This is a genomic window from Agarivorans sp. D1326 (assembly GCF_056958115.1).
Window position 1 is genome coordinate 440,253 of sequence record NZ_JBTWEN010000004.1, and the last position, 18,118, is coordinate 458,370.

Genomic DNA, 18,118 nt, shown 5'->3' on the forward strand with positions numbered 1-18,118 from the left:
ACGGGTTGAGCAAGCCTAGTTAAGCTCGATGCTTGGTATTTAACTCCATAACTTGTACTTTCAGCGAATCAACTTCTTTATTGCCGTCTACTGAGATCCGCTTTAACTGGTAAGCACTCTGCGCACCTAGTTGAGTATTAATGCCATTCATAAAGGAGAATGCCAAACGGTAACCACACTCTTGTGCAAGCGCTTGGGTTTGCTCAGTAAAACTGTCAGTTCGCCCTACAGGATAGGCAAGCATGGAAACCGCAGTACCCAGTTTGCTTTCGATGAAATCTCGCGATTGAGTTAACTCTTCGCGCTGCTGCTCTAGTGATAAATGCGCTAAAATCGGATGGCTGCGAGTATGTGAGCCAATAGTCATTCCACCCTCTGCCATTTCCTTTAGCTGCTGCCAGTTCGCAAACAAGCTATGTGAGCTGGGCATTGGAGGCGCTTTACACTCTGCTTTTAACATATCTAACTTCTCTTCCATGGAGAAACTATGGTCTTCCTTGAAGGCATAAAGCAGTTTGCGGATATTTTGAGTTTGGTTTTTGCCACTTAAGTCTACAGCGTGGGACCAGTGTTTTAGTTTTAATGTATTAGACTGACAATGCTTAACTAGCCAAGCTACCTCGTCCCACCAGGCAAAAATGCCACCATTGGTGTATTCAGTCACCACAAAAAACACTGCGCTAAGCTGATGTTTTGTTAACAAAGGAAAGGCATGCTGGTAGCTATCGATATAGCCATCATCAAATGTGATTAACGCATAGGGTTTGGTGATGGCTTCACCCGAGTCAAGTAAAGCGATTAACGCGGCTTCATCTAATACTTCAAACTCTTGTTTATAAAACAGCAAATGTTGTTCAAATTGCTCTGCGGTACAGCTAAAAACGTTAGGGTCAAACTCACTAAAGCGTGCGTCGCCAATTCTATGATAATTAAATACATAAATGCCGGGCACGCGTTGCTGCCAGCGCTTTTGAGATACGCTACGCTTACCGAAAAAAAATTGCCGTATCTTGGCTTTATTCAGCATCCGTATGCTCATCTAAAGTTTTATAATTTGGCGCTTTAACTAGATAGTCTCGATACTGATTTGGGTTACCCGACTCACCAGCTTCGGCAGCTTTAGCCATGTTGTACATTTCACGCGCCGACACATAGTGCAATACGTAGTTTTCACCATCGTTATACTTGCTTTCCAAGTAACTACACATGTCATCGAAAGGTTTACCTAGCAAAGTGGGCATGTCTGCTTCTTGGGTACCATGGGTATGGATCTTAATGAAGCGCCACTCCGGTCGACCTTCGACATGAATATTTGCCTTAACCCACAAATCAACACGATCTTTGGTAGGCATCATGCTGGTGCGAATATCGGAGTTCTCGATTTGCGGGAAAATGCCTTTTTTACGCGCTTTCCAGTTAAGGTCTAGCGGGCCATTAATTAGCATTAAATCACCCCACATTTGACCACCTACTTTGACCATTTTGCCAGTGTCATGCGACTTAGGCGCATGAGGATCGTCTTTGGCATAATAAATCGCGTTCACCGTTGCGGGTTGGGTAACACTCGGAGCAGACGGGAAGGTATAATCAACAAAACAGCCGGTCTCTTTAAGCACAATAAGTTCATCATTCACACCACACAATTTTCCATCTGGGTGCGAGTTATCTAAGGTCCAGTTGCCGTGAATAAACGCGTATTGTAGTTTGCCGGTCTCCTCACTTCGTACAAAGGCACCATGCTTTTCATGTAATAACTCGGTAAAGCCTTCCAAGGTTTTGCGCAAATTATCGCTGGTATCGTCGTCATGGTGCAGATGAATTTCAATTTCACCAAAACCACGCGCACATATATCGGCTACCTTGGCTAAGTGCTCATAGCGATACTCTTCTTCTGGATAGAAGAACGAATGTTTAGGGTGACAACCATCCGCATCTTGGTGTTTACCTGCAACTACCGGGTATTCATTAAACCAGCGGTCCACACGAGCGCGCTCTTGCTCGAGGCTAATATTTTTGCCCCACTGCGGCTCGTAGTGGTCGACAAAACAAAACAAAACGTGGGTTGGTCCTTCAAATTTTGCCTTGGCTCTAAACTTCTGTTTTAGGTAATGAGGTAACCATAGGTGCATCTGCTTCTTTCGAATAATTAAGGTTACCGCTGCTGCGCCAACTAGCAGCAATACAATTAAAGCTAAAAAGATTATCACCGTGATGTCCTTTGCCATGTGCCTTGCACATTTTTAAACAAGAATGAGTAGAAGCCTTTTAATAAAGCCATATTCATAGATACAAAAAAAGTTAGAAACGCAATGCTGCCAGGCACGCTTTTACCCCGCTTACTGCGACTGTTCCCCCAAGCTGCCACCAAGTAGCCGGCCAATTGAACGGCCAACAAGCTGGCATACAAAGGCTTAGTCACCAACATTAGGTTACACAGCAAGGCAATCAACATTAAATGCGGGGTAAACCAGCGCAACACTTTATGGCTTAGGTAAGCAAAAAAGCGTGCACCTTGCAGTGGATTTAGTGCCCATAAACAACGAGTAAAAGCTTGATAATTACCGGTACCAATACGTATTCGACGTTTTTCTTCATCCTGTAGCGAAGGCGCTACTTCTTCAAACGCTACCGCGTTTGGTTCATACAAAACTTTTTTTCCCGCCTTAGACACATTCATCACAATCATGAAATCGTCAACAATCGTATTAGCAGGTAGCGCCTGATATAAAGGTTTAGCAATCGCATAAATAGCGCCATTAGCTCCAAGCAGAGCACCTAAACGCGACTCATGAAACTTAAGCATTTGCTCGTAACGCCAGTAGATACCGTCTTTGTTATCTGCTGACTCCGAATCAACTAAATGCAGCTCCCCACAAACCGCCCCGATGTCGTCACTATCAAAGTGCCTAACTAGGTTTTCGATAGCGTCCACTTCAAAATGGGTGTTGGCATCAGACATTACTAAAATCGGGTCTTCGGCCAATTCCACCAAGTCATTAAGTACATTTATTTTGCCGCGATTTTGCTCAAAGATATGGGCTTTAAAATTGCTCGCCTCCACGGCCTGCAAAATTTCTGCAGATTTATCCGTGCTGCCATCAGAGCCAATGTGAATGGTAAGTTTATCTTTGGGATAACTAAGTTGCAGTAAATTGTCTACCCGTTGCTGCAAGCAACTCTCTTCATTATAAGCGGCAATAATAATTGAAACAGACGGCCACTCTTTAGCTTCTAGTGAACGGCGTTCTCGGCGACGCCAGAGATAGCGGGTATCACGAACCGCTTGTTTAATACCGCTAATCATTAGCAGTACAACTGGATAAGCAGCATAACTGTAGCCAATTAAACCCACTGCCAACCAAAATAACAATTCCATTTACTGCTCCATCTCGGCTGACTTTCGGCGATATGCTTTAGCGGGTATACCTAACATGGTTGCGCCTTCTTCTGCAGATTTAGTTAACACAGCATTGGCGCCAACTTTTACCTGGTCGGCAACATCTAAGTCACCAATGATTTTGGCGCCAGCACCGACAAATAGCTCAGAGCCTAAACGCGGTGATTTGCCCTTTTCATCACCAATCACCACACCACTTTCTAAAGTAATGTTACTACCGCCCTTTACCTTAGAATTAATCACAATGCCTACTGGGTGCATAATCACAAAACCTGGGCCAAATTCCGCACCAGAGCCAATTACGCAACCATTCATAAACTTATTCAGCCATTGGAAGAAATAGGCAAGCAAGCCCAAGTTATGATTGGCGCACCAACGCATCCAGCGATAGATAATATTGGCGCTAGAACCATCTGCCATCACTATCCTCAGCATGCTTACAGACGCACCATCTAATCTGAAGATTTCTTGCTTACGACGAAAATCAGCTTTGATATTTTCCATCACTTCACCAAGGTTAATAGTTGTTCAGCATTATGACGCCACTGTCTTTCTCGCTCGATATAAGCCCTAGCTTGCAGACCAACTTGCTGCTGTTGTTCCAATTGAGAAGAAAGGCTGAGCACCTTTTCTACGCAAGAATCGCGGTCGTTTGCTTTAAACAACCAACTAGTTTCGCCGTCGGCTACAACTTCAGCAATAGGCGTAAAGTCAGGAGCAACCATACCTTTGCCCATAGCCATAAACTCAAACAGTTTCATCGGTGAGCCATAGTCATTTGAATCCGGCAAAATGCCAAAGTCCATGGCAGATAAATAGGTCGGCACTTGGTCATGGGCGACTCTGCCGGGCATAATAATTTGCTTCTCTGCCCCTGCATCAGCAATTCGTTGTTTAATACTTTGATAACAAACGCCATCGCCTACCAACAATAAAACAATGTTGGGATAATCTTTTAGGCGCTCAGCGATCAAATCAACAAACCAGTCGATACCGTGCCAATGTACAAAAGCACCAACGTAGCCAACGACAACTTTATCTTCTACCTCTAGCTTTTGGCGTAAGGCTAAAGCAGCAGCATCATCGATAATAAACTGATCTAAATCTGCAGCATTTGGCGAAATCACTGAGGGAGCAATATTTGGGTAAGCATCTTGAGCAACTTGTTGAAAGCGACTAGAAATAAACACTAAACCAGTAACGTTACTAAAAATCCACTTCTCAATTGAGCGAGCAAAACGTTGAAAAAATAGTTCACGAACACGATGCACTAAACAGGAGTCATTAATTTCCAACACAATCGGGATGTTATGGCGCTTTGCCCACCACACACTGGCAAACATAAACAATGAATAGCGCTCATAAACAAACTCTATTTGCTGCTCTTTAACCGCTTTACGTAAGCGCCACCAAGCCAACACATTAAAAGCCAGCTCAAACAGTTCAAACACAAATTCCGGGGTATGTTTGGTTAACTCAGCTAGGCGAGAAAATAAGCTCTTTTTAGCAGGCGGTTTAGCCGCTTGCTGCTGTTTCGGCGCCGCCAGCTCTTCTTCCGGATCAGCACCAGGCAGAGATAAAATGCTTACCTTGTGGCCTAGTTCACGTAGACCTTTAACCACACCACGAATATGTACACCTTCGGCTCCTCGGCCACGTGTTCGGTGGTGGAACAAAATGTTCATTTAACTCAGCTCTCCAATGCTTTAAGTTCAAAACCTTGCGCTTGCCACTTGGGAATCAATTCCGCTAGAGCGTCAATGCAAAGGTTGTTGTCATCATGAAATAAAATAATATCGCCTGCGCTTACTGGTTGCTCGTTAAAGCGTTTTATTAGTGTTGCACTAGGCTCTTTTTTGTAATCTAAGGAGTCGCGACTCCAATGCACTGCAGTAATCCCACGCCGAATCAAATAAACCAGTAAAGAACTGCTCCAACGTCCTTGCGGGGAGCGGAATAAGCGACACGGTTGCTGAGTAAGGTTTTGAATAGCGTTGTTGGTCTGTTCTATCTGCAACTTGCGCTCAGCGGCACTGATATGATCAAAGCGAGGATGATTGTAAGAATGGTTAGCAAGGCTATGACCTTGCTCTGCAATTTGGCGTGTGAGCTCAGGAAACTTTTCTGCTCGCGCCCCTAATACAAAGAAAGTTGCTTTGGCTTGATGCTTAGCAAGCAGCGCCAATAAAGCGGTGGTGTACTCTGGATAAGGTCCATCATCAAAGGTTAAATAAAGCGCAGCCTCGCGCGGACTTCTTTTAATCAGAAACCAACTATCAGGCAGAACTTTACTACGTATAAGATATTTGATCTTATTCAACATTAACTACAAATCCATTTGTGCCAATACTAAGAGCTTAATCAAGCTTGTTAGTGTAACAAAATACCTGCTTAGCCCCAGCAAATTATTAACTTATCTTTTAAACTTCACCATTTTTCAACATTGCTAAAAATTGTTGTTGATTAAGCGACCAAGAAAACTGACTAGCATGCTGCTTAATCGCCTGTTTATCCCACTGTTTATCCAGCATCAGCTCTAGCCCCTCTGCCACCGCCGACGAACTCTTCGGCGGAATAAGCACGCCGCAACAGCTAGTATCCATCACCTCGGGAATGCCCCCAACCTCAGTAGCCAATATCGGTGTGCCAGCCGCCATCGCTTCCAATACAACATTAGGCACCCCCTCTGCGTAGCTAGGCAAGGCGAGAAGTTCAGCATTGCCTATCCAAGCTGGTAGATCGGCGTGCGCAACAGAGCCCAAAAATGTCACTCGATCTGTTAATCCATCAGCTTGCGCTTGTTGCTCAATGGTCGCTCGTTTGGCACCAGTACCAGCATAAACCAGGTTTAATGCAGGCTGTTTAGCGGCAATCTTAGCAAAGCCCTCATAGAGCTCTACAACGCCTTTGTCTGGCTTTAAATTCCCTACATATAAGATGTAGTCTTGCGCTATTGGTTTGTCACTTTCACTACCAAATTTTTGATGATTGACGCCATTGTAGATAACAGAAACCTTGGATTGCTCTATTCCTAGTCGCTGCATTTCTTTAGCTAAAGCTTTCGATACCGACAAGATACCCAATGCGCTTTGACTGGCTTCTTTCATTTGCTTTGCACGTGCAGGATCTTTTGCTAATTGGTTAATATCACTGCCATGCACCTTAAAGAAAAAGCGGGCTTTAAACATTCTAGCTAACCAACTGGTTGCAACCGCTTCAGGGAAAGCCCAGCTTGCCATTAAGATTTTGACTTGCTTACGTTTTAACCACAACCCAGAATGCAATAATAAAGACAAAAACATCATCACGCTATAAAAACGACGCCCCACTTTTGGCGTGTAAAAATACGGAGCGTAACGTAACTTTTCTGACTGTTTAATCTGCTTACGATGTTTAAACCATTCAGGAAAGGCCACCGGAACTAACATGCTTAACTGATACTCAGACTTTAACAATTCAAATTGCTGATGATTAAACTTAGCGCGATTAGGTTCCCAAGGGAGAGGGTATAAATTGGTGATAATCACCATTGCTGGCTTAGACTTCACAAATAGTTACCCTGTGTTTACCGCTGGCTGTTAACGGAATATCATCCACTAACTCAAAATTAAGCATCAGTTCACCATTGCTATATTTGTTTATTTCATCACTAATGGCGGTTTTATCTGCTTCACTAAATTGCTCATTAGCTACAATTTTTAGAGTGACTTGTTCAAGTTGCTGTTGAACAACTTGAAAGCGCGAAATGCCGACAAACTCTTTAAATAAATGTGGGAACAACTCGCCAGGAATACTGCCACCCGACGGCGTTTTTATAATGTCTAGCTTACGCCCGTCAATGCTAGACATAATTGGCAAAGGGTTTCCGCAGCTGCAGGCCTGATGGTTAATCGTTGCGCGATCGCCATTTACATAACGAATCAAGGGCATTCCATAGTTATAGAGATCGGTAACCAAGAGGTCACCACTGGTCTCTGTTACCACCTGCCCTTGGTCATCGATTGTTTCTATCACCAAGTGGTCGATGTTCATGTGCAAATTACGTTGTTCTTGGCAATCTGCCGCCATCAACATAAATTCTCGACAACCAAAAGTGTTGTACACCGGCGTTTTAAAAGCTTTCTCTATCTCTTCTCGTTGAAAGTCATGTAAAGGTTCAGCCCCTGTTAAAATAGTGCTGGGGCGCCACACTTTTATTCCTTGGTCGTTAATATAACGAGCCAGCTCATAAAGCGGGTTTACGTAAGACACCATAGCTGTTGGCTTATAGGCATTAATATCATCAACATACTCTTGTTTGTTATCTTGAGTCATAGCAAAAGAATTGAGCATTTTTCGATTATAAAAGCCGTGGTAAAGCGCATTTTTAATGGTTTTAAAGCGCGAAGGCTGGCCTAAATCGGCCCCCCATAGGTACAAGGTTTTCTGACCTAGTCCTGCGCCTAGCCAGCCATAACCTCGCCACATAACAGCTTCTCGGCGAGTATTGCTGTTGAGGTCCAGCTCAAAGTGAAAAGGCTGTCCGGTAGAGCCACCGGTGGACTTACGGATATTGTTTGGATGTTTGCTCGAAACAAACTCAGCATAGTGCTGCTTAATATCGTTTTTGGTGACTATCGGCAAAGCCTCAAAGTCACGCATGTTGCTAATATCACGCGGATCTTTAATGCCTGCTTCAGCCCAAACCCGAGGATAATACTGAGTATTGTGGTAAGCATGCTGCAGCAGTTTTTGTAGCTCTTGCCATTGATGAGCTAACAACTGCTCTTTAGTCCATGAAAGGCGTTGCTCATAAGCACCTAAATGCTTTAACAAGTCTTTGCCTTTAATCGCCTCGTAGGCGGGCATTAAGCAGCTTCGTAAAAAAGATGGGTAAATGGCCATCGTTGACTTCCATATCCGTATGATAACTAATGTGTACAAGGCTCAAAGTATTGAACAGGCAAGTTGCTTACTCGCTTTTCTCAAGCGCTGTTATTAACTACGTTCAATGAAACACCTTTGCTACTTACCCTAACATTTAAGTAAACAACAAACATCTACTACTGGGTTGGCGAGGTCTTCCATTAATCGAGCAATTCCTTTTACTTAGGCATTATAGTAACGCTAAACAGGCGTGAATTTAAACGCCAAGATTACTACTAATTTGTTGTTTTATACGTTAGCCTAATCAGCATTGAGCTTGGTGATGTAGTGTTAAGGAAAACGCGATATGGACATCGGTCCAGTTACTATTGTGGCGAAAGGCAGTGCGCTTGTTTATCAAGTGGACTTCGACCTAAAAGGAAGTCATCAACAACTTTGGTTTGAAGTTGATAACCTTGCCCAACAAGAACTGTCGAGTAGCAGTGACACAGCCTTAATGGCTTTATTACTTCCAGCAATGTTAGCCAATGAAAACATTCATGTTAGAGGTAGCGTGTCTGAGCGTTTACTATTTAGTTTAAATGGCGCTTACCAAACTATACTGACCCAAACCATTCCTTATTTGCAGCGAGTGAACATTACCGCCGAGCACTGCAATACACAAAGCTCGTCAGCTACCGGCGTTATCACTGGCTTTTCTGCGGGCGTAGATTCGTTTTGCACCATTACCGACTACTTTTCAGATAGCCCTCCTAAAGCGCTCAAGATTACTCATCTACTTTACAATAATGTGGGTTCTCACGGGCCGGGAGAAGAACGCCTATTTCGCGAACGCTACCAACAATTAAAAGAAACAGCCGATACTTGGCAGCTTCCGTTCATTACTGTTAACTCAAATATGAATGACTTCTATGGCCGTAGTTTGGATTTTCAGTTAACTCACACTCTGCGAAATGCCGCTATCCCGATGTTGTTTCAACAATTCATTGGCCACTTTTTATATTCATCCGCCTACAGCTATCAAGATTTATTTGTTGGCGAGAGCTACGACATGGCATATAGCGACGCTTTTAGTATGCCGCTCTTGGCTACTGAAAGCTTGCAATGTCACTCGGTGGGTAGCGAGCACTCGCGCGTAGAAAAAACCCTGCGTATTAGTAGCAACCCAGATTCATACAAAGTATTAGATGTTTGCGTGAAAGGTGATAGAGCGGGCAATTGCTCACACTGCGATAAGTGTTTACGCACCCTGCTGACCTTAGATTTGGCCGGTAAACTTGAGCTATATAAAGACAACTTTGATTTAGAGGTTTACCAGCAACACAAGCAAGCATTCATTAATGAAGTTCTAATTAGCAAGGACCCGCTGCTAAAAGAAATAGTGATTTGGGCTAAACAGCAGGGATATCGCTTTGCTGCTCATCACTACCTTTCGGCCACTATGTTGTTCCTCAGGCGTTCACCGGCCAAAGTCTTTTTGCTATTTAAAAACCAGCTAAAAAAACTGTTGTCTAGCTTAGGTTTATATCACCCCAAGCAATACCACTAATTTGTTCCTCTCGAGCCAAAAGCCTTAACATGACCAAAGATTCCAAGCTAAAAAATCAAGTTCTATCTTCCTTAAAATGGGTAGCCATGGGGAAAATTGTTACCCAAATACTGCGCTGGGCTATGACTTTTTGGGTTATTCGCTTATTAAGCCCAGACGACTATGGCCTGGTTGCTATGTCGGACGTACTGTTTGGTTTTCTTAACTTATTGCTAGGCTCCTTATTCGCTTCGTCAATTATTCAAGAAAAGAACTTAACTAAACAAAGTTTAAAGCAGTTATTTGGCGCTATTATTATTAGCCACCTTGGCTTTTTCGCACTGCAGTATTCTTTAGCTGATGTGGCCGGCAGTTACTATAAATCAGACATAGTAAGCCAAATTTTAAAAGTGAATGCTTGGTGTTTTATTATCTTAGCTTTAGAGGTGATTCCCGCCGCCTTGCTAGCTAAGAACATGGAGTTTAAGCGAGTATCGATTATTGCCGCTATCTCTAATATCGTAGCGGCAGTGTCAACCTTAGTGATGGCTTATTTAGGCTATGGATTTTGGTCTTTGGTCATTGGCGAGATAATCTTTATTGGCTTGCGAGCCGCGCTGACCTTTGCTGCCAAACCGATTGATTTTCTACCTAGCTTTAAGATAAACGATATAACCGCCATGCTTAAATTTGGCGGTATGTTGTCTATTCAATCGGTATTGTTTTATGTATTCATGCATATGGATGTAGCGATTGCCGGTAGGATAATGACACCAACCGAGGTAGGCCTGTATGCCATTGGCTTGCAAGTAGCGCTAATGCCGCAGAAGAAAATCATGCCCTTACTTCGACAAGTGGCCTTCCCTGCATTTTCTCAAATACAAGATCAACCAAAGCTCATCGCCAACTATGTGCTGAAGGCACAGCGTTTATGCATTAGCTTAACCTTGCCCATTTTTTGGGGCTTGGCTTCAGTCACCGATTTGGTGATTCCGCTGCTACTCGGCGAAAAATGGTTAGGCGCAGTAATTCCAACCACTATTATGTTGATGATTATGCCACTTCGCTTCAGTGAAGAGTTATTTAACCCCGCACTAAAAAGCTTAAAGAAAGTGAACCACATGCTGGTGAACTTATGCTTTATGGTGGTGATCATGTTTATAAGCATAATGGTCGCAGCTCGCTATGGTGCAACCGGCTTAGCTTTAGCGTGGTTGTGTGGATTTCCGATTGCCTACTTAATCGTGGCTTGGCGAAATAGCCAAACCTTAAATACGCAATTCAGCCAATTTGTTAAGTTGCTGTTAGCCCCAATGTTGTCGGGCGCAGCAATGTTTGCGGTAGTTTATGGCGCTAAATCATTTATTGAAGCAGACATCGTAGTGGCGTTGCTGCTACAAATCATTTTGGGTGGGATAACTTACTTGGGCTTGATGCTGCTTTTAGATAGGGCTTCGATTAAAGAAGTGCTTAGCATGCTTAAACGTAACGGCTAAAGTCTGTTGCACTTCTGCGGTTAAGTACAACAGACCAAGCTTGGCGTATGTTACTTCGAGCCCCGCAGCGGGCTCAGCGCGGCTTTAATAAGCGCTTTTATCATTAGCCAAACGGTAGCACCAGAAAACTTCAAGCTTAAAGACTGTGACAAAGCTTTAAAGGCAGCAAAGCATTGCTCATCCCATAACAAGTCTTTCCCCCAATCTAGGTAGATCTTGGCCTTCACTTTACCAACCAGATCACCCCAACTAGTGCTGTTACTACCTTGCCGTGCTAAGAACGCATCTACAACATCAAGGTTGTCTTGATAAGAGGATAACAAACTGCCTAAGCTTCCCTCTATATCGGCTTTCCACACTAAGCTTTTTTGCAATAAACCGATTAGCCCTTGCTCTGCAATCCGTAGGTACAGGTCGATATCCTCAGCGGTTTTTAAGCTTTCATCAAACAACCCCACCTTATTAAGCACCTCTCGGCGTACCATAAATGAAGATGTCACCAAATAAGGATGTAAAAAGACTTGCTGTAAGTCCTTAGAGACTAGCTCCGGAGCTTGCTCACTTTGTTGGTTGAGGGTTTCTTCATCAGCCTTGTAGGATGTCTCGGTATAACAGGCCACCCAGTCAGGCTGTGCACGCATAGCGTTAACTTGATCCATCAACTTCTGTGGACGCCATAAGTCATCAGAATCGAGAAAGGCAACAAACTCTCCTGTTGCCGCTTGAATACCGGTATTTCTTGCCTTAGACGCGCCACCATTTTGCTGGCTAATTAACTGTATCTTTGCCTGATACTTTTCCAAGCTCGCAACGGTATCATCTTTAGAACCATCATCTACAACAATAATCTCATAGTCATCAAAGCTTTGCGCCAAGATAGACTCGATGGCTTTGTCGATAAAAGCCGCTGAGTTATAGGCAGGAATGATAATGCTGACTGCAACTGTCATCGCTTATACCCTCCTGATTAGCTACGCCTGTAAAGCGTCTAAGCTTTGATTAAGTCTAAGAATCAACTGGTTCTGGATAGCCTCACCACTTAACTCCCCTTGGGCGCTATTAGCAATAGCACTCAGTTGAGAACAAACTTCAGAACGAACCTTAGCGCTCGAGTTGCGCGGCTTGGGTTTATACCAACTTTTGCCAAAACCGACACTTTGTAGTTGCCGCTTCACTTCATCTTTAATGGCATTAACCGAGCTCATGCCTGCACTATAAAAATAGTTAGGCACACTTTCCGGTTGATACTGCATATCCACCGTTGATAGCCAATCCTGCCATTTAACCTGATTGACATGGTCACCCAAGATAACCGCCTTCCAAGGAAGGCGTAGCGCATCGGCAACAATAGCACCGTGCATCGCTTCTGTTAGCATCAATCGGCATTGCGCCATCTCTGCAAACACCTTGTCTACCGACCACTCAGGAGAAATAAACCTAAAGCCACAAGCTTCGGCAATATTCTCCCAGTCGGCACTACGACAACTCAAGTAATGCGGCATAAAGCCAATATCACCGCTTTCTTTATGAGTCGGCTCCATCACATTGCGCAGTAATAAGGCTGAATCTGTCACAACGGTACTAGGGTCAAGATCTAAAGCTTTAGCACTGTATGGTCCACGAACAGCGTGAACCTTCCACTTATCGGTAACCGCTGGCAGTTGACCATAGCCCACACCAGAGCCAACAATGTGTAAGGTTTTGTCATTGGGTAACCGGTGGTTCAACAAAGTACCAATGCCCACTAGCAACTCTGAAGAATCGTCATTAAAAAAGTCAGGAAGTAACTTGGGCCATAACCATGGGTTAAGGTCATCACCAAAATTGCCCACTTCATCCTTGTAGTAAAATAATTGCATTTTTAACCTAGTTAATCCTTTGCCTTCGGCCGTGTTCAGCCGAGTTATTCAATTTGTGGTGGCTATAAACCAACCTTTAAGGTCATGTAAACAGCAACGATTACCGCCCAGCTATAACCCATACATCGCCAAACCATTTTGGCTGAAAACATTTCTTCTAAATCTGGGCGCAACTTCATCAAGCGTAAATGACTAGCGGTTTGCATCCCCATAAAAATAAACATCAGCAGAGTGAACTGACGACTTAAGAAAAAGGCTGTCACCATAAAACCAATCATCGAATAAAATAACGCTTTATTCAGGTTAGCTTCTTCTTTGTACTGTTCTGATTTCTCTTCACTCACTTCTAAGTCTTGCGGATCATCATCGTTGGGATAACGATTGAATCGCTTCAAGATCGCGTAACCCACCAGCATATTAAGAATTAGCGCACCGCCCCACAGGCTGTAGCCAGGTACACCTAATTCCGCTGCCACATGCACATAGGAGTTATGGGCCACTTTGCCGTGATGATCCATAAAGTTACCCATACCTACCCCAAAAACAGGGTTATGGATAAGCATTTGAATGCCATCGTACCAAGCGTCTAAGCGCCCAGCAGCAGAGGACTCTGTCGAAGATAAGCCACCAAACGATGCCAATAAGGTAGCAGCAATTGGCGCGCTTAAACATGCAAATAAAATAAGCCGCGCACCAGCATTACTAATGAGGAAATACAGACCAATTACTGCAACAGAGCCCAGCAATGTGCCCCGAGACCCGGTCATATATACGCCGTAGCCAAACGCCACTAAAATAGCCAGCATTGCTATTTTTACAACCGCACCACCTCGACCAAAAAAGTAAGCGACAAAAGGCATATTCATTACCAAGAACATACCTAAATCGTTAGGGTCACTAAAGAATCCGAGGTAAGTGATGCGCATCTCTTCACGGCCAACAGTAATACTATCGCCAATGCCAATGCCATACTTTCCGTTAAATGAGGCTTGTTGAATATGTCCGTTGTATACCATCACCAAGGCTGCAGCGATGCATATATACATGAGTAAGCGCTGCCTACCTGGGGTAGCGATTAACGCGCTGTAAAGGAAAAAAGGAATAATGGAGCTTACAAATAGGCGTTGCGCCTGAAAAATCCCCCCGGTGCCCCAACCATTTAAAAATGCCGACATCATAATCAATGGCACTAAGCCCAGTAACAAATAGTGTTGAGGCTGCAGCTTTATTGGTCTTAAGGTAATCAAAGTAAAGCCAAAGGAAAGAATCGCAAATACCTTAATGATGATGAAATTAGCCGTTGATAGCGAAAATTCATGCGGCCGAATCAGCACCGCAATGCTGTATAGGCAAAGGAAAAAGAAGGCCAAAGGTGCTGTTTTTTCCTTAATAGGTAAAGGCCTTCTACCTAGCGGTGTTACGTCTGCCGCTAAAGGATTTTGTCGACGAGCTTGAATAGTCTTACCCTCCATGGGGAATTAATCAGCGACAGATTAACCAAGTTGGTTTCGTCACATGAAAACTTTGCTTTATAGCTTTGCGCGGTGGCGCCCATCATAAAGTCATAAAGCACAGCTTTGCTGTTTAAAATACTCCATACATGAAGTGCGAATCCGGGTGAACATTGCGAAAACTGTTTTTCATCCCAGCCAGATTGATAAAAATGTAACTGCTGCTGTTCTAGCAAATAGAAGTTTAATGCTAAAGGTTGCTGCTTAATAAACACACCACTCATAGCGACTGAATCAGGGTGCTGCTGGCGAAACTGCTGATGAAATTGGCTAAAACGCTGATCGGAAAATGCACCAAGCTTGCCTTTTTTTTGCCACCTCGCCTGATGAAACGCCACCAAGCTTGGCCAATACTGTTCAATTTCAGAGCTTGTTAACCATCTAAACTCTGCCCCTTTCTCAGCTAAAGCTTTATCGGCTCTGCGCCACTGCGAGCGAGCATTACGGCTAAGCTGCTTTATAGACCACGGCTTTACTTCTAAAGAATAACGACGAGCCTCGGCAAGCTGAATGTTAGGCACGCTGTTAAGCAGCTGATGCAAAAAGCTATGCTCTATTACCGCGCGAGCAACAAACACATCAAAGCTAATCTTAGACAGCCACGCTAACAAAACCTTTAAGGCCTCTGCCTGATAGTCTTGATTTAGCAGTACATCAGGGTATTCAGATGCTACCTCCGCGTGCTCAGGCTCCCCCTGACCAAGTAAAAACAGCTGCTTTATCCCCAACAGCTTAGCGCTGCGCCGTGTGTAAAAAGGCGCTAATACCACCAGCTTTTCATTGGCAAACCCAGCCATACAATAAAGCTCACAGTGCTTATCCCAAAACTGATTAGTCCAATGTACTAACCAACTAGGACAGTTAAACATGTCTGCTTGGCATAACTGACTAAGGGCCTGCCACTGTTCTTGTATAGCTACAAGTTGGTCTAGTGAGCGAATTTCACGCCACTGTAAAGTATCGGCATCTCTCATTTAGATATGCTAAACAACCTCAGCAAATGGCTAAAATAAAGAAACCAGCATCAAGCTTACTGCTGGTTTCCACTACTTATCTTTTCTTCCTTAAAAAGATCTTCAGCGCTGTCAATCTACAGCTTTAGTTCGCTTTAGATTGCTCAATATACCAAGGCATGGCGATAGCTAAGCCCTGACCAATAGTGAACTCTGGCGCATAACCCAACAATTGCTCAGCCTTACTAATGTCAGCGCGCGAATGACGTACATCACCAGCCCGAAAATCGCGATACTCCGGCTTGGCAGAGCGCACAACCCCGTACTTAGATAGGTTTTCACACAGTAAGTCATAGAGCTGAGTTAAGCTGGTTTGGTCATTCAGGGCTACATTGAATACTTCACTGCTTTCTAAACCGGCAGTTGCAGCCAAAATGTTCATTTGCACTACATTGTCAATGAAGCAAAAATCTCTGCTGGTTTCACCATCGCCATTAATGAATACCTGTTCTTCGTCAATCAGTGCCGCTGTCCACTTAGGAATAACCGCCGCATATGCGCCATTTGGATCCTGGCGAGGACCAAACACGTTAAAGTAACGCAAACCAATAGATGGGAAATTGTAAGTACGTTGAAATACTGAACTATAGAGCTCGTTAACATACTTGGTCACGGCATAAGGCGATAAGGGATTGCCAATTTTATCTTCTACTTTAGGTAAATCTGGGTGATCGCCATAAGTTGAACTAGACGCGGCATAAACAAAGGCAGATACCTGTTGCTCTTTAGCTGCCTGCAACATATTCAAGTAACCAGAAATGTTTACTTCATTGGTGGTAATAGGGTCATTTATCGAGCGAGGAACCGAGCCAAGGGCTGCTTGGTGCAACACAAAATCAGCACCAGATAAAAACTCCTGACAAGTTGCTTGGTCTCGAATGTCGCCTTCTACAAAGCGAAATTGCTGCCATTGTTGCTCACTTACCAAACCTTTAACTTCGTCTAAGTTATGCTGATGCCCAGTGGCAAAGTTATCTAAACCAACTACCTTTTGGTTTAACTTTAATAAGGCTTCTAATAAGTTAGAGCCAATAAAACCCGCCACACCGGTAATTGCCCACACTTTAGGTTCGGCTTTTAGTTGCTCACACACTTGTTGAAAACGCTGCACGGTATCAGTCCCCATTACAAACGCAAATCACTGGCGCCAACTGGCAATAGATATTTAAGATCGTAAAGTACGTGGTCTTTTTTACCAAAGGCACGTATTTGTTCTACTGACATATCTTTAAACTGCTGGTGAGCAACGGCTAAAATGATTGCGTCGTAATTACCAGCCTGTGGGCTTTCTACTAAATCAATACCGTACTCTTCATGACATTCATCTTTGTCTGCCCATGGGTCGTAAGTGTCGACTTGAACACCGTAATCTGCAAGCTCGTGAACAATATCGATAACTTTGGTATTTCGAATATCAGGGCAGTTTTCTTTAAAGGTTAAACCTAAAATCAAAATCTTACTTTCTACTACCGAGATATTACGTTTCACCATTGACTTAATACACTGTGATACAACATAACGACCCATATTGTCGTTAATTCTTCGACCTGCAAGAATCACTTCCGGGCGGTAACCAATAGACTCAGCTTTATGCGTTAAGTAGTAAGGGTCGACACCAATACAGTGACCACCAACTAAGCCAGGGCGGAATGGTAAAAAGTTCCACTTAGTGCCGGCGGCTTCTAGTACTGCTTCGGTATCAATATCTAAGCGATTAAAGATGAGCGCTAATTCGTTAATAAGCGCGATATTTACATCACGCTGAGTATTTTCAATAACTTTAGCCGCTTCTGCCACCTTAATGCTACTAGCTTTGTGGGTACCCACTACCACGATTTCAGCGTAAAGATCATCGACGATAGTCGCGATTTCTGGGGTTGAGCCAGAGGTGATTTTTTTAATCGTAGAAACACGGTGAGTCTTATCGCCCGGATTGATACGTTCAGGGCTGTAACCAACATAAAAATCACTATTAAACTTAAGGCCCGAGTTCTTCTCTAAAACAGGCACACATTGCTCTTCAGTAGCACCTGGATACACCGTAGATTCGTAAATAACAATGTCATTAGGTTTAAGTACTTTGGCAACTGTTTCGCTGGCGCGTACCAAAGGTGTTAGATCTGGCTGTTTATGCTCAGTAATTGGAGTAGGAACGGTCACAATGAACACGTTACATTTTGCTAAATCTTCAATGTTGCAGCTGTAAGACATATTGCCAGCAACGTCTTTTAGCTCTTGATTACTAACCTCTTGGGTAAGGTCTTCACCTTGCTGAAGCTCAGTCACTCGTCCTTGATTAATATCAAAACCAACCACACTGCGTTTTTTAGCAAACTCTACAGCCAACGGCAGGCCAACATAACCTAAACCAATTACGGCAATACTCACGTCCATGTATACATCCATTTAAATTTGAAAACAGTTTTCTAATGCTAATTAAACCGCATA

The 18,118-nt window shown here is 43.7% G+C and carries 16 protein-coding genes; 2 read left to right on the forward strand and 14 right to left on the reverse strand.

Annotation, left to right across the window (positions count from 1 at the left end; all coding sequences use genetic code 11):
• Positions 1 to 19 precede the first annotated feature (19 nt).
• From ACYFDN_RS10720 to ACYFDN_RS10755, 8 genes are all read right to left on the reverse strand, one after another.
• Positions 20 to 1,027: a polysaccharide deacetylase family protein gene (locus ACYFDN_RS10720; RefSeq protein ID WP_483511071.1), complete on the reverse strand. Its 1,008-nt coding sequence runs from the start codon at positions 1,025 to 1,027 to the stop codon at positions 20 to 22.
• Positions 1,017 to 2,207 carry a hypothetical protein gene (locus tag ACYFDN_RS10725; RefSeq protein WP_483511072.1) on the reverse strand — a complete coding sequence of 397 codons (1,191 nt, stop codon included), beginning with the start codon at positions 2,205 to 2,207 and terminating at the stop codon, positions 1,017 to 1,019. The genes ACYFDN_RS10720 and ACYFDN_RS10725 overlap by 11 nt, the downstream gene beginning before the upstream one ends.
• A complete protein-coding gene (locus ACYFDN_RS10730; protein WP_483511074.1) occupies positions 2,204 to 3,376 on the reverse strand; it encodes a glycosyltransferase family 2 protein in 1,173 nt (390 codons plus the stop codon). Before ACYFDN_RS10730 ends, ACYFDN_RS10725 begins: the two co-directional genes overlap by 4 nt.
• Positions 3,377 to 3,901 carry a serine O-acetyltransferase gene (locus ACYFDN_RS10735; RefSeq protein ID WP_040307672.1) on the reverse strand — a complete coding sequence of 175 codons (525 nt, stop codon included), beginning with the start codon at positions 3,899 to 3,901 and terminating at the stop codon, positions 3,377 to 3,379.
• Positions 3,901 to 5,082, reverse strand: a complete 1,182-nt coding sequence (locus ACYFDN_RS10740; RefSeq protein WP_483511075.1) for a glycosyltransferase family 4 protein — start codon at positions 5,080 to 5,082, stop codon at positions 3,901 to 3,903. The genes ACYFDN_RS10735 and ACYFDN_RS10740 overlap by 1 nt, the downstream gene beginning before the upstream one ends.
• Before the next feature lie 5 nt (positions 5,083 to 5,087).
• On the reverse strand, positions 5,088 to 5,720 hold the full coding sequence (locus ACYFDN_RS10745) for a polysaccharide deacetylase family protein (protein WP_016403861.1): 633 nt from the start codon (positions 5,718 to 5,720) through the stop codon (positions 5,088 to 5,090).
• A 97-nt stretch (positions 5,721 to 5,817) separates the two neighbouring features.
• On the reverse strand, positions 5,818 to 6,945 hold the full coding sequence (locus ACYFDN_RS10750; protein WP_483511077.1) for a glycosyltransferase: 1,128 nt from the start codon (positions 6,943 to 6,945) through the stop codon (positions 5,818 to 5,820).
• The gene (locus ACYFDN_RS10755) at positions 6,935 to 8,281 is read right to left on the reverse strand and encodes a phenylacetate--CoA ligase family protein (protein WP_483511078.1); all 1,347 of its coding nucleotides are present in this window, start codon (positions 8,279 to 8,281) and stop codon (positions 6,935 to 6,937) included. Before ACYFDN_RS10755 ends, ACYFDN_RS10750 begins: the two co-directional genes overlap by 11 nt.
• Before the next feature lie 328 nt (positions 8,282 to 8,609).
• Here ACYFDN_RS10755 and ACYFDN_RS10760 point away from each other — a divergent pair, with 328 nt between their 5' ends.
• Positions 8,610 to 9,812 (forward strand): hypothetical protein, encoded by a 1,203-nt coding sequence (locus ACYFDN_RS10760; protein ID WP_483511080.1) that lies wholly within the window; start codon positions 8,610 to 8,612, stop codon positions 9,810 to 9,812.
• A gap of 29 nt (positions 9,813 to 9,841) precedes the next feature.
• Positions 9,842 to 11,287, forward strand: a complete 1,446-nt coding sequence (locus ACYFDN_RS10765; protein ID WP_483511081.1) for a lipopolysaccharide biosynthesis protein — start codon at positions 9,842 to 9,844, stop codon at positions 11,285 to 11,287.
• A gap of 50 nt (positions 11,288 to 11,337) precedes the next feature.
• Here ACYFDN_RS10765 and ACYFDN_RS10770 read toward each other — a convergent pair whose 3' ends face one another.
• The 6 genes from ACYFDN_RS10770 to tviB all read right to left on the reverse strand — a co-directional run bounded on the left by ACYFDN_RS10770 (position 11,338) and on the right by tviB (position 18,064).
• On the reverse strand, positions 11,338 to 12,237 hold the full coding sequence (locus ACYFDN_RS10770; protein ID WP_483511083.1) for a glycosyltransferase family 2 protein: 900 nt from the start codon (positions 12,235 to 12,237) through the stop codon (positions 11,338 to 11,340).
• A gap of 21 nt (positions 12,238 to 12,258) precedes the next feature.
• Positions 12,259 to 13,146, reverse strand: coding sequence for a polysaccharide pyruvyl transferase family protein (locus ACYFDN_RS10775; RefSeq protein WP_483511084.1), 888 nt, complete (start codon positions 13,144 to 13,146; stop codon positions 12,259 to 12,261).
• Between the two features lie 62 nt (positions 13,147 to 13,208).
• Entirely contained in the window at positions 13,209 to 14,618 is a 1,410-nt protein-coding gene (locus ACYFDN_RS10780; protein ID WP_338623777.1) for an O-antigen ligase family protein, read from the reverse strand.
• Positions 14,576 to 15,631, reverse strand: a complete 1,056-nt coding sequence (locus ACYFDN_RS10785) for a GNAT family N-acetyltransferase (RefSeq protein ID WP_483511086.1) — start codon at positions 15,629 to 15,631, stop codon at positions 14,576 to 14,578. The genes ACYFDN_RS10780 and ACYFDN_RS10785 overlap by 43 nt, the downstream gene beginning before the upstream one ends.
• 124 nt (positions 15,632 to 15,755) lie before the next feature.
• Positions 15,756 to 16,781: an SDR family oxidoreductase gene (locus tag ACYFDN_RS10790; protein ID WP_249483383.1), complete on the reverse strand. Its 1,026-nt coding sequence runs from the start codon at positions 16,779 to 16,781 to the stop codon at positions 15,756 to 15,758.
• 14 nt (positions 16,782 to 16,795) lie between these two features.
• Positions 16,796 to 18,064 (reverse strand): Vi polysaccharide biosynthesis UDP-N-acetylglucosamine C-6 dehydrogenase TviB, encoded by a 1,269-nt coding sequence (gene tviB, locus ACYFDN_RS10795; protein WP_483511087.1) that lies wholly within the window; start codon positions 18,062 to 18,064, stop codon positions 16,796 to 16,798.
• Positions 18,065 to 18,118: the final 54 nt, after the last annotated feature.

Bases quoted from the DNA above. Each gene is read 5' to 3' on its own strand.
- ACYFDN_RS10720 (WP_483511071.1), bottom strand. From the start codon at position 1,027: ATGCTGAATAAAGCCAAGATACGGCAATTTTTTTTCGGTAAGCGTAGC.
- ACYFDN_RS10730 (WP_483511074.1), bottom strand. From the start codon at position 3,376: ATGGAATTGTTATTTTGGTTGGCAGTGGGTTTAATTGGCTACAGTTAT.
- ACYFDN_RS10735 (WP_040307672.1), bottom strand. From the start codon at position 3,901: ATGGAAAATATCAAAGCTGATTTTCGTCGTAAGCAAGAAATCTTCAGA.
- ACYFDN_RS10740 (WP_483511075.1), bottom strand. From the start codon at position 5,082: ATGAACATTTTGTTCCACCACCGAACACGTGGCCGAGGAGCCGAAGGT.
- ACYFDN_RS10745 (WP_016403861.1), bottom strand. From the start codon at position 5,720: ATGTTGAATAAGATCAAATATCTTATACGTAGTAAAGTTCTGCCTGAT.
- ACYFDN_RS10755 (WP_483511078.1), bottom strand. From the start codon at position 8,281: ATGGCCATTTACCCATCTTTTTTACGAAGCTGCTTAATGCCCGCCTAC.
- ACYFDN_RS10760 (WP_483511080.1), top strand. From the start codon at position 8,610: ATGGACATCGGTCCAGTTACTATTGTGGCGAAAGGCAGTGCGCTTGTT.
- ACYFDN_RS10765 (WP_483511081.1), top strand. From the start codon at position 9,842: ATGACCAAAGATTCCAAGCTAAAAAATCAAGTTCTATCTTCCTTAAAA.
- ACYFDN_RS10770 (WP_483511083.1), bottom strand. From the start codon at position 12,237: ATGACAGTTGCAGTCAGCATTATCATTCCTGCCTATAACTCAGCGGCT.
- ACYFDN_RS10775 (WP_483511084.1), bottom strand. From the start codon at position 13,146: ATGCAATTATTTTACTACAAGGATGAAGTGGGCAATTTTGGTGATGAC.
- ACYFDN_RS10780 (WP_338623777.1), bottom strand. From the start codon at position 14,618: ATGGAGGGTAAGACTATTCAAGCTCGTCGACAAAATCCTTTAGCGGCA.
- ACYFDN_RS10785 (WP_483511086.1), bottom strand. From the start codon at position 15,631: ATGAGAGATGCCGATACTTTACAGTGGCGTGAAATTCGCTCACTAGAC.
- tviB (WP_483511087.1), bottom strand. From the start codon at position 18,064: ATGGACGTGAGTATTGCCGTAATTGGTTTAGGTTATGTTGGCCTGCCG.